Origin of the sequence: Nonomuraea sp. NPDC048916 (assembly GCF_040649575.1) — a bacterium.
Taxonomy (GTDB): Bacteria; Actinomycetota; Actinomycetes; order Streptosporangiales; family Streptosporangiaceae; genus Nonomuraea.
In genome coordinates this window covers 18,599-27,742 of the sequence record NZ_JBEZFS010000058.1, presented here as the reverse complement: position 1 = coordinate 27,742, position 9,144 = coordinate 18,599, and the positions used below count along the sequence as shown (strand labels likewise).

General features: G+C 69.8%; 12 protein-coding genes. 4 read left to right on the top strand and 8 right to left on the bottom strand.

Translation table 11 applies throughout. From position 1 onward, the window contains the following. The coding region (locus AB0C16_RS37385; RefSeq protein WP_357690413.1) for a hypothetical protein at nt 1-247 on the bottom strand (247 nt) is incomplete at its 3' end. A 579-nt stretch (nt 248-826) separates the two neighbouring features. Here AB0C16_RS37385 and AB0C16_RS37380 point away from each other — a divergent pair. Continuing rightward, nucleotides 827-2,134, top strand: coding sequence for a hypothetical protein (locus AB0C16_RS37380; RefSeq protein WP_357690411.1), 1,308 nt, complete (start codon nt 827-829; stop codon nt 2,132-2,134). A gap of 78 nt (nt 2,135-2,212) precedes the next feature. On the opposite strand, the gene AB0C16_RS37375 is transcribed toward AB0C16_RS37380, so the two are convergent. Continuing rightward, nucleotides 2,213-3,139 carry an MBL fold metallo-hydrolase gene (locus AB0C16_RS37375; RefSeq protein WP_357690410.1) on the bottom strand — a complete coding sequence of 309 codons (927 nt, stop codon included), beginning with the start codon at nt 3,137-3,139 and terminating at the stop codon, nt 2,213-2,215. Between the two features lie 110 nt (nt 3,140-3,249). Here AB0C16_RS37375 and AB0C16_RS37370 point away from each other — a divergent pair, with 110 nt between their 5' ends. Further along, nucleotides 3,250-3,660, top strand: a complete 411-nt coding sequence (locus AB0C16_RS37370; protein WP_357690409.1) for a single-stranded DNA-binding protein — start codon at nt 3,250-3,252, stop codon at nt 3,658-3,660. Between the two features lie 139 nt (nt 3,661-3,799). Here AB0C16_RS37370 and AB0C16_RS37365 read toward each other — a convergent pair whose 3' ends face one another. Beyond that, the gene (locus AB0C16_RS37365) at nt 3,800-5,188 is read right to left on the bottom strand and encodes a DUF1015 domain-containing protein (protein ID WP_357690407.1); all 1,389 of its coding nucleotides are present in this window, start codon (nt 5,186-5,188) and stop codon (nt 3,800-3,802) included. Nucleotides 5,189-5,302: 114 nt separating this feature from the next. Between AB0C16_RS37365 and AB0C16_RS37360 the strand changes: the two genes are divergently transcribed. Beyond that, a complete protein-coding gene (locus AB0C16_RS37360) occupies nt 5,303-5,725 on the top strand; it encodes a tetratricopeptide repeat protein (protein ID WP_357690405.1) in 423 nt (140 codons plus the stop codon). Between the two features lies 1 nt (nt 5,726). Here AB0C16_RS37360 and AB0C16_RS37355 read toward each other — a convergent pair whose 3' ends face one another. Further along, nucleotides 5,727-5,861 carry a hypothetical protein gene (locus tag AB0C16_RS37355; RefSeq protein WP_357690403.1) on the bottom strand — a complete coding sequence of 45 codons (135 nt, stop codon included), beginning with the start codon at nt 5,859-5,861 and terminating at the stop codon, nt 5,727-5,729. 478 nt (nt 5,862-6,339) lie between these two features. Here AB0C16_RS37355 and AB0C16_RS37350 point away from each other — a divergent pair, with 478 nt between their 5' ends. Then, nucleotides 6,340-7,311: an HAD-IIA family hydrolase gene (locus AB0C16_RS37350; RefSeq protein ID WP_357690401.1), complete on the top strand. Its 972-nt coding sequence runs from the start codon at nt 6,340-6,342 to the stop codon at nt 7,309-7,311. Nucleotides 7,312-7,429: 118 nt separating this feature from the next. On the opposite strand, the gene AB0C16_RS37345 is transcribed toward AB0C16_RS37350, so the two are convergent. From AB0C16_RS37345 to AB0C16_RS37330, 4 genes are read right to left on the bottom strand one after another with little or no spacing between them, the layout of a single operon-like run. Continuing rightward, a complete protein-coding gene (locus AB0C16_RS37345; RefSeq protein ID WP_357690399.1) occupies nt 7,430-8,224 on the bottom strand; it encodes an ABC transporter permease in 795 nt (264 codons plus the stop codon). After that, nucleotides 8,224-8,469: a hypothetical protein gene (locus AB0C16_RS37340; protein WP_357690397.1), complete on the bottom strand. Its 246-nt coding sequence runs from the start codon at nt 8,467-8,469 to the stop codon at nt 8,224-8,226. Before AB0C16_RS37340 ends, AB0C16_RS37345 begins: the two co-directional genes overlap by 1 nt. 29 nt (nt 8,470-8,498) lie before the next feature. Next, nucleotides 8,499-8,690, bottom strand: a complete 192-nt coding sequence (locus AB0C16_RS37335; protein ID WP_357690395.1) for a hypothetical protein — start codon at nt 8,688-8,690, stop codon at nt 8,499-8,501. A 59-nt stretch (nt 8,691-8,749) separates the two neighbouring features. Then, nucleotides 8,750-9,097, bottom strand: a complete 348-nt coding sequence (locus AB0C16_RS37330) for an SCP2 sterol-binding domain-containing protein (protein WP_357690393.1) — start codon at nt 9,095-9,097, stop codon at nt 8,750-8,752. Nucleotides 9,098-9,144: the final 47 nt, after the last annotated feature.

Genomic DNA, 9,144 nt, shown 5'->3' with positions numbered 1-9,144 from the left:
CCGTGATCGTGACGACCGTGGCCCCCGTCGTGAGGGTGGCTACGGCGGTCCCCGGCGCGACGGTGATTCCGGTGGTGACCGGCCGCGTCGTGAGGGTGGCTACGGGGCTGGTCCGCGTCGTGATGATGACCGGCGTTCGTTCCGTGACCGTGACGATCGTGGCCCGCGTCGCGAGGGTGGTTACGGTGGTGACCGGGGGCCGCGTCGTGATGATGACCGGCGCTCCTTCCGTGACCGTGACGATCACGGTCCCCGTGGTGAGGGCGGCTACGGCGGCCCCCGACGCGACGGTGGCTACGGTGCTGATCGAGGTCCGCGTCGTGATGATGAGCGGCGTTCGTTCGGTGACCGTGACGATCGTGGTCCTCGTCGTGAGGGTGGTTACGGGGCTGGTCCGCGTCGTGATGATGAGCGGCGCTCCTTCCGTGACCGTGACGATCGTGGCCCGCGTCGCGAGGGTGGTTACGGCGGCGATCGTGGCCCGCGTCGCGAGGGTGGCTACGGTGGCCCGCGTGGCGAAGGCGGCTACCCCGGAGACCGGGGTCCTCGGCGCGAAGGTGGAGATCGTGGCCCCCGTGGCGAGGGTGGTTACGGTGGCGACCGGGGTCCGCGTCGTGATGATGAGCGGCGTTCGTTCCGTGACCGTGACGACCGTGGCCCTCGCCGTGAGGGTGGCTACGGTGGCGACCGGGGGCCCCGTCGCGAAGGCGGATACCGTGATGACCGGTCACGCCCCTTCTCTCGCGACCGGGAGGAGCGCCCGGACGACGGCACTCGTGCCAGGTACGGCCGGAGCGACCGTGAGGAGACCGCGGAGCGCGAGAGCATGCCGGAGCTCGCGCCCGACATCACCGCCGAGGAGCTCGACAAGGAGGTACGCGACGAGCTCCGTTCGCTGCCCACTGACCTGGCCGAACTGGTGGGCAGGCATCTGGTCGCCGCCGAGCGCGCCCTCGAGGAGGACGACACCGACAAGGCGCACGAGCACACCAAGGCGGCGCGAAGGTTCGCGGCCCGCATCGGTGTCGTACGCGAGGCGGCCGGCATCGTCGCCTACCGTGCCGGTCACTTCTCCGAGGCGCTCAGCGACCTGCGTGCCGCCAGGCGGATGACCGGTTCGGATGCCTACCTCCCGATCATGGCTGATTGCGAGCGTGGTCTCGGCCGTCCCGAGCGGGCCCTCGACCTGGTCCGGTCACCCGAGGCCGAGCGCCTCGACCGGGCTGAGCGCATCGAACTGTCCATTGTCGAGTCCGGCGCGCGTCGCGACCTGGGCCAGCACGACGCCTCCGTCATCACCTTGCAGCGCCTGCCCGAGCTTCGTGATCCGCAGCCGAAGCCGTGGTCGGCCCGGCTCGCGTTCGCGTACGCGGATGCGCTGGCCGAAGCGGGGCACCAGGAGGCGGCGACCGACTGGTTCGCCAGGGCGATGGCCTTTGACGAGGATGGCGAGACCGACGCGGCGGAGAGGTACGCCGAACTCACCGGCGCCGTCATCGAGGACATCGAAGAGGACTTCGACGACGAGTCCGAAGGTGACGGTCAGGACGTGGAAGACTCCCTCGGCCTGGCAGGCGATCTGCTCGTCGAGAGGGACGAGTCCGCGCCCGTACACGACGATTCGGCGGCCGGCGAGCCTGGAGCGGAGAGCCGTTCAGGATCCGACGACGCCGAGGACGTCGTCGCCACCCCGGAGTCCAGCGACCTGGAAGGCGTCGCGGAGGAGTCAGACGAGGCGCAGGAAGCCGGGGATGTCCTGGAAACGCCGGAAGCTGGCGACCCGAAGGACATCGCCGCCGGCACATCCGGCGACCTGAGCGAAGCGCCGGATGCGAGTGATTCCTCTGAGGGGTCCGGTGATGAGGACGCCGCACGGCCCGCTGATGCGGAGGATGTCCCTGAGCCGTCCGATGCCGTCGACGCCGACGAGGTGCCGGAGCCCGCAGACGTGAGGTCGACCCCTGCCGAGGCGGAGCTCGACGACGAGGAGCCCGGCGATGACCGGACGGCCTCTGCCGAGGCGGTGAAGGGCGATACGCCTGACATCAACCTGGCATTCATCGAGCCCGACTTCGGCGACATCCTGGACGAGCCTGACGAACCAGCCAAGGATCATCCCAAGCGCGACGACTGACGTCCCACGCGGGCGTACCTCTCAGATTGGTACGGTGGGCGACCCTCAGGGGTCGCCCACCGTGTCATTCGCGAGGTTCTACGGTGAGACGCGGTCGAGCCAGTGGATGATCCCGGCGACGTTCGACGAGGCACCGCTGAGCAGCTCGAACTGTTCCGCCGTCTCGTCGTCGGACATCAGCGCGGTGTAGCGCTCCTTGGTGCGATCCCTGACCATGGCGACTGCATGGTCGAGGTCCACGCCCTCCGAATGAGCCTGCCGGGTCAGATCGACCCAGACGCGGAGCTCCTCCGCAGATCGTTCCAGAGTCTCCTGTGCGGCGTTCACGGGTCCGTAGTGGCTGAACAGGAGCCGCTGCGGACCCAGCGCTCCGAACAGCGCGATCGAGTCGAGTGCGGTCTGAAGGTCGAAGTCGGGGGGCGGGGTGGCGGGGCGCAGGTCACCGGTCTGGGGCAGGTAGACGCCGGCCGCGTCACCCACGTACAGGTCGCCGGTGCCCGAGTCGACCAGGCCGACGTGGTGTTTGGCGTGACCGGGGGAGTAGTGGCTGCTCAGCGTCCTGCCGTTGCCCAGGTCGATAGAGCCGGTGTCGCCCAGTGCGACGATCCGCTCGGCATCGGTGGGTGACAACTCACCGAAAAGCGTGTCGAGCCGGTCGCCCCACACCATCCGGGCGCTGGCCATCAGGCGCGACGGGTCGGCCAGATGCCTGGCACCCTTCTCGTGCACGACGATCTGCGCGTCCGGGAAGAATCTCGCGATGTCTCCGACCCCTCCGGCGTGGTCGAGGTGGATGTGCGTGACGACAACGGTCGCCAGGTCCTGAGGCCCCACGCCGAGCGAGGCCAGCGCGTCGCGCACCACCGGCGCCGACGTCGAGGTGCCGGTCTCGACGAGACACGGACGATCCCCCAGGATCAGGTATCCAGCGGTAATGCCCGAATATCCAGCCATTTTCGTGTCGATTTCATAGACGTCGCCGCCTAGGGCGGTGATGTTGTCCACAGGCAACTCCCGAGCGTTAACCACTGTCCCCAGAACGGCGTTCGAGCCGATCCGGCTTCCTGCTCATCGTAGAGAGTGATCCTCACCAGACCACCGATGGGAGGACGACAGTGGACCGCAATGAGGTCGTGCTGGTGGGGAGGCTGTCCATGGCAGCCGAGGACAAAACGCTGCCGAGCGGCGACACCCTGACGAAATGGCGCCTGGTCGTACGGCGTCGCCGCCGTCACAAGCGAGGCGAGGCCCTGACGGACAGCATCCCGTGCGTGACCTTCAACCCTGAGGCGGCCGCCATCGTTCACAGCCTCAACCTCCACGACACCCTGGAGGTCACGGGGGCCTTCCGTTGCCGCATCTACGGCCCGTCCACGGCCAAGGTCTGGCGTTACGAGGTGGAGGTGGTCACCGCCAAGGCGGTCGACGCGGCATCCCCGGCCGCTGAGGAGACGGCCGAGGTGATGGCCGCAGACCTCGGGGCCCGGCCACCTCGCCCCGTGGCTTCCCTCGCCCAGGTGGGCTGACCTTCGGTGGCCACCCGATCCGCGTCTTCTCCCGCTCGGCCCATCGTGCCGTGCCACGCGAGTCCACCTTTCGTGAGGCCGCGTCGAGGCGTCGTGATGGCGAAGCGCGTGCACGGGTTCCTGCGGGCGAGTGGGGGCTTCAGTCGATGGCGAAGGTGCGTAGAACGAGACCTGTGCGGGGCTTGGGGCCGAAGGAGGTGGATTTGCGGGGCACTCGCTCGCCGCCCGCCGCCACGACCAGTACGTTCTCGACGGCGAGGGGCTTGAGGATCACGGCTGTGCCGCCCATGTGGACGGCCAGCCGGAGAGCCGCTTCCGCGTCGTGATGGACGATGCGTACGGCCTGCTCGTCATCCTGCATGCCCCAGACCTTCGGCATGACGAACTCCGTGAGGATGGAGGTGTTGAGGGAGTTCCAGCGATCGGAGCGGTCGGCGGGCATGGCGCGGGCGAGCTGCACCGGGTCGGGGTTGGTCAGCAGGTGGCAGCCGCCCTCACCGGCGATGAGGAAGGCCGGCTCCGGAGCGGCGTCGAGCGCGGCCAGGCCCTGGGCGAGGTCGGGGTGGTCCTGGACACGCCACGACCCCTTGGCCCTGGCGGCCGCCTCGTCGAGCGGGAGAGCGGGGACGACCCGGTGGATGGCCTTGAGGTCGGGTGGGTACGCGGATGAGTCGACGAGCAACGCCAGCCCGAAGTCCCACGGGCCCAGCGCCTCCGCGACGCTCTCGGACGAGGCGCCGGGCTCCAGAGAGAGGGGCCGCGAGGCGGTGCGGCTGGCGTGCTCCTGGCGTTGGAGCACGCGATACGTCGCGTACCTGTGGTGGCCGTCGGCGATGAGGGCCTGGCGGGTGCGGAGGTCGGCGTTGACGGCGTCGATCTCCGACTGGTCCGTGATCGCCCAGAGGCTGTGGTCGAGGCCGTCCTCCGTCCGGGCTCGCACCAGAGGTGGGCGGGTCGAGGCCACCTCGTCCACCAGTGCCGTGGCCGTGCTCTGGCCGCCGTCGTAGAGGAGGAAGATCGGTTCGAGGTTGGCCTGGGTGGTGCTCATGAGGGCGAGGCGGTCGGCGACCGGGCCGGGCAGGACGTCCTCGTGAGGCAGGATGATGTGGCGCGCCGGGTCGGCGAGGGCCACGTCGCCGATGAGCCCGCGCTGCAGCACTCCGGGGCCGCTCTGCTCGTACACGTAGAGCGCCGGGAGCTCGTCAGGCGCCAGCACGCCTGAGTTGAGCCAGGCACGCAAGGTGTCCCGGGCCTCCACATACCTCTCTTCGAGGGGCTTATCGGACCGGCTGGCGGGGGAAGGTTCAGAAGACGCACCGGACTCGCGTGGGGAGGACGGTGACATGCCGGGAAGGATGAGGCGGACGACGTTGTTGGGATGTGTGTCGAGGAGGATACGGACGTCCCCGTCGGAGATCAGATCGTAGGGCGGAGAGGTCACTTTGGCGGGTTCGTCGACAGTGAAGCGGACGCCGCGGAAGGGCCGCAGCACCAGTCCGTCGGGCACCGGCAGTTCATGAATCCCCATATCGGGCATGCTCCCATAAAGGTCCGAGTCTTCCGGAAGTCCCCACACTCCAGCGATTCCGGGATCGCGGTGATCCAGCGGATCCCTCGTCTGCCGATGAAGGAGGCCTCACGCATGGTCCAAGGGCGAAACGTCCACGATGATTCCCCTGGAGCCCCGGAGGGTGACGTATACGAGTGGTATCAGCGTGGGGTGAAGTTGCTGCGAGACGGTAGCCCAGCGGCCGCTGCAGCGCTGCTCGAGCGCGCCGCGACGGCCGAACCCCACTCTCGGAGCATCCGTGAGGCGCTGGCCCGGGCGCAGTTCAACTCGCGGCAGTACAACGACGCCGCCGCGAGCTTCCGGCAGATCGTCGACGCCAACCCGGCGGAGGACTACGCCTATTTCGGGCTCGGCCTGGCGCTGTGGCGGACGGGCGACGTGGAGGGAGCCCAGGAGCCGCTCGCGATCGCCGTGGCCATGCGCCCGGACGAGCGTCACTATGTGTCCGCCTTGAAGAGTGTGCGGGCCACGTTGCGGGCTCGCCGGGAGATGTGACCTACACCCCGTGGCGGGCGGTGATGGTGTTTCGGCCGTCGACGGCCAGGCCGGGCGCCGTCCGATCGAAGGTGACTGTGAACGCCACCAGCCCCGTCGGCATACGAGGCAGCCGGGCCTGCTCCCGGGCCGTCATGCTCCCTGTCTGGCGTGGTCCCGGGCCGCCCCGTTCCCGGACTGCCGTGTCCCTGGACTGCCGTGTTCCTGGACTGGCCTGCTCCCAGGCTGATGTGTTCCTGGGATGCCGCGTTCCCGGGCTGCGGTGTCCCTGGACTGGGGTGCTCCCGGTCTGGCGTGTTCCTGGGATGCCGTGTTCCCGGACTGCGGTGTCCCTGGACTGCGGTGTCCCTGGACTGGTGTGCTCCCGGTCTGGCGTGTCCTGGGATGCCGCGTTTCCGGACAGGCGTGCTCCCGGATTGACGTGCCGCCCCAGCGTCGCCCGGCCTTGGCGGCGTGGCCCGCCGGGGAGAGGGCGCCGAACGGCTTCGCCCATGCCCGCGGGGTGAGGCGGAGTGAGATCGAGTCGCCCGGACATGGTCGGCCTTCCCTCGGGTGGGTACGAGGTCCGAGGCTAAAGTCTCATGCGACGTGAGAGTCGACCGGAATGAGGCGCTGTGCTGATCGACGGCTATGACACCCTGCTGCTCGACCTCGACGGGGTCGTCTACCTGGGCAACCAGGCGGTTCCCGGCGCGCCCGAGGCGCTGGAAGAGGCGCGGAGCAGCGGCGTCCGGCTGGCGTACGTCACCAACAACGCCTCACGCACTCCCGCGGCCATCGCCGCGCATCTGCGCCGGCTGGGCGTGCCGGCGACGGCCGCCGACGTCGTCAGCTCCGCCCAGGCGGCCGCCCGGCTGGTCTCCGAGCGGGTCCCGCCGGGGTCGAACGTGCTGGTGGTCGGCGGGTCCGGCCTGCGGCTGGCGGTGCGTGACCGTGGGCTCCGGCCGGTGAGCACGGCGATGGACGCGCCGGTCGCGGTGGTGCAGGGCTTCGCGCCGGGGATCTCGTACGGCCTGCTGGCGGAGGGAGCGCTGGCGGTGCGGCAGGGCGCGCTGTTCGTCGCGTCCAACGGCGACGACACCATGCCCACCGACCGCGGCGAGCTGCCGGGCAACGGGTCGATGGTGCGGGTGATCGCCACGGCGACGGGCGTGCAGCCGCTCTACGCCGGCAAGCCCGATCCGCCGCTGCACCGGGAGTCGATGATCCGCACCGGAGCCCGCCGGCCGCTGGTCGTGGGCGACCGGCTGGACACCGACATCGAGGGAGCGGTCAACGCCGGCGTGGACGGCCTCGTGGTGCTCACCGGCGTGGCCACTCCGCTCGACCTGCTCACGGCCGGTCCCCGGCACCGGCCGACGTACCTCTCCGAGGATCTGTCGGCGCTGCTCCAGCCCTACCCGGAGGTACGAGGGGGCGCCTGCGGTGGCTGGCGGGCCCGCTGGGTGGACGGCCTGCTGCGCCTGGAGGGCGACGGAACCCGGATCGACGGCCTGCGAGCCGCCTGCGACGCGGCGTGGGCTGCGGCGGGTGAGGGGCGTGCCGAGGAGGACACGGTCAAGCAGGTGCTCGATCGCGTCGCGTAATGATCGCCTCAGCTGACGCGTAGGGCGGTCTGGCGCGTGAGCCTGGACAAGGGACGCGTTCGGCGGTCTGGCGCGGAGCCGGGACAGGTGATGCTCAGGGCGTGGCGCGTGAGCCGGGTCAGGTGACGCGTTCGGCGGTCTGGCGGGCGAACTGCCAGGCGCCCACGGCGAGCAGCAGCGACGAAGCCGCCACCAGCGCTCCCAGCGACACCGGCACCCCGCCGGTCCACCCCCGCAGCACCAGCAGCCGCATCACCTCGATCGCGTACGTGAGCGGGTTGAGCCGGGCCACGGCCTCCATCCACCCGGGCATGGCCGACAGCGGCACGAAGGCGTTGCTCATGAACAGCAGCGGCAGCGGCGCGAACCCGGTGATCGCGAAGAACGTCCCGTGGGAGGGCACCGCACAGGCCAGCGCCATCCCCGCCGCCGTGAGCGCCAGCGTCAGCAGCCCCGCCGCCACCAGGATCGCCAGCACTCCGGGCACGCCGGTGGCCGGCCGCACGCCCAGCACCAGCGCCATCAGCAGGATGATCAGCGCCTGGACGGAGTTCATGCCCACCTGGAAAAGGAACCGCGACGCGATCAGCGAGCTGCGCCTGATCGGCATGCTGAGCAGTTTGTCCAGGTAGCCCGTTTCCTTGTCGAACAACAGCGGCATCGCCGCCGTCACCCCGTTGCCCACCACGGTGAACGCGATGATGCCGGGCACCGCGAACGCGATGTAGTCGTCGGCGCCCACGATCCGCGGGTCGACGGCGCCGCCCAGCGCGCCGGCGAAGAACACCAGCCACACGGCGGGCTGGAGCACGCTGAACAGCAGGTTCAGTCGCTCCCGCAGCATCATCAGCAGCCAGCGGCGCGACAGCGCGAGCACTTCCCGCGACCACATCCGCACTTCCCGCGACCACATCAGAAGGACTCCTCACGCAACGCGGGGCCGGTGTGCCGGAGGAACACCTCGTCCAGGGACGGGACGCCCAGGTCCGCCTTCAGCGACGCCGGTGTCCCACTCGCCACCGAGCGGCCGTGGTCGACGATCGTCAGACGGTCGCAGAGCCGGTCGGCCTCGTCCATGTAGTTGGTCGCCACCAGCACGGTCATCCCCTCCGCGCACAGGGAGCGGATGTGGTCCCACATGTGGTGGCGCGACTGCACGTCCAGCCCGAGCGTCGGCTCGTCCAGGATCAGCAGCTCCGGCCGGTGCAGCAGCCCGCAGGCCTCCTGATCGTGGTCGTCTTGCCGGCGCCGTTCGGCCCGAGCAGGCCGAACACCTCGCCCGGCCCGATCGCCGGCGCCAGCTCGTCGACGGCGAGCCTGTCGCCGAAGGCGCGGCTCAGCCGGTCGGCTTCGATGATGAGACCCATGCGTTCGCCCACCGCCTAATAGTTAATGAAACCATTAAGTATCTGCCGGGGCGAACGGGTCAACGGGTGCGTCAGATGAGGCGGCGCAGGCGCAGCAGGTCGCCGAAGCTCGCGTCGATCTTCACCCTGCCCCCGAGCAGCGCGCGGGCCAGGTCGAGCTCGCCGTCGACCAGCGACACGAGATCGTCGCTGCCGATCGTCAGCCGGACGTCGGGGGACCGGCCGTCCATCGGAGGTTCTTCGCGGAACGGGTCGAGCCCGTCATGATGCAGGCGACCGTAGAACGTCACGGAAAGGTCGGGGACCCGGCAGCTGACCGTGCGCTCGACCACATGCCTGGCCCGGTCCTGCTCGTCGATCTCGTCGAACTGGGCGACGAGCTTGGTCAGTGCCGCCCGGCACTCCTCGACGCTTGCCATGATGCCCATCCTTTCTGACCTCTGGAACTCAGCGTTCCACATCAGTC

Coding starts and splice junctions, on each gene's coding strand:
- AB0C16_RS37360 (WP_357690405.1), top strand. CDS start 5,303: ATGGTCCAAGGGCGAAACGTCCACGATGATTCCCCTGGAGCCCCGGAG.
- AB0C16_RS37380 (WP_357690411.1), top strand. CDS start 827: ATGCCGGAGCTCGCGCCCGACATCACCGCCGAGGAGCTCGACAAGGAG.
- AB0C16_RS37345 (WP_357690399.1), bottom strand. CDS start 8,224: ATGTGGTCGCGGGAAGTGCGGATGTGGTCGCGGGAAGTGCTCGCGCTG.
- AB0C16_RS37355 (WP_357690403.1), bottom strand. CDS start 5,861: ATGACGGCCCGGGAGCAGGCCCGGCTGCCTCGTATGCCGACGGGGCTG.
- AB0C16_RS37365 (WP_357690407.1), bottom strand. CDS start 5,188: ATGGGGATTCATGAACTGCCGGTGCCCGACGGACTGGTGCTGCGGCCC.
- AB0C16_RS37330 (WP_357690393.1), bottom strand. CDS start 9,097: ATGGCAAGCGTCGAGGAGTGCCGGGCGGCACTGACCAAGCTCGTCGCC.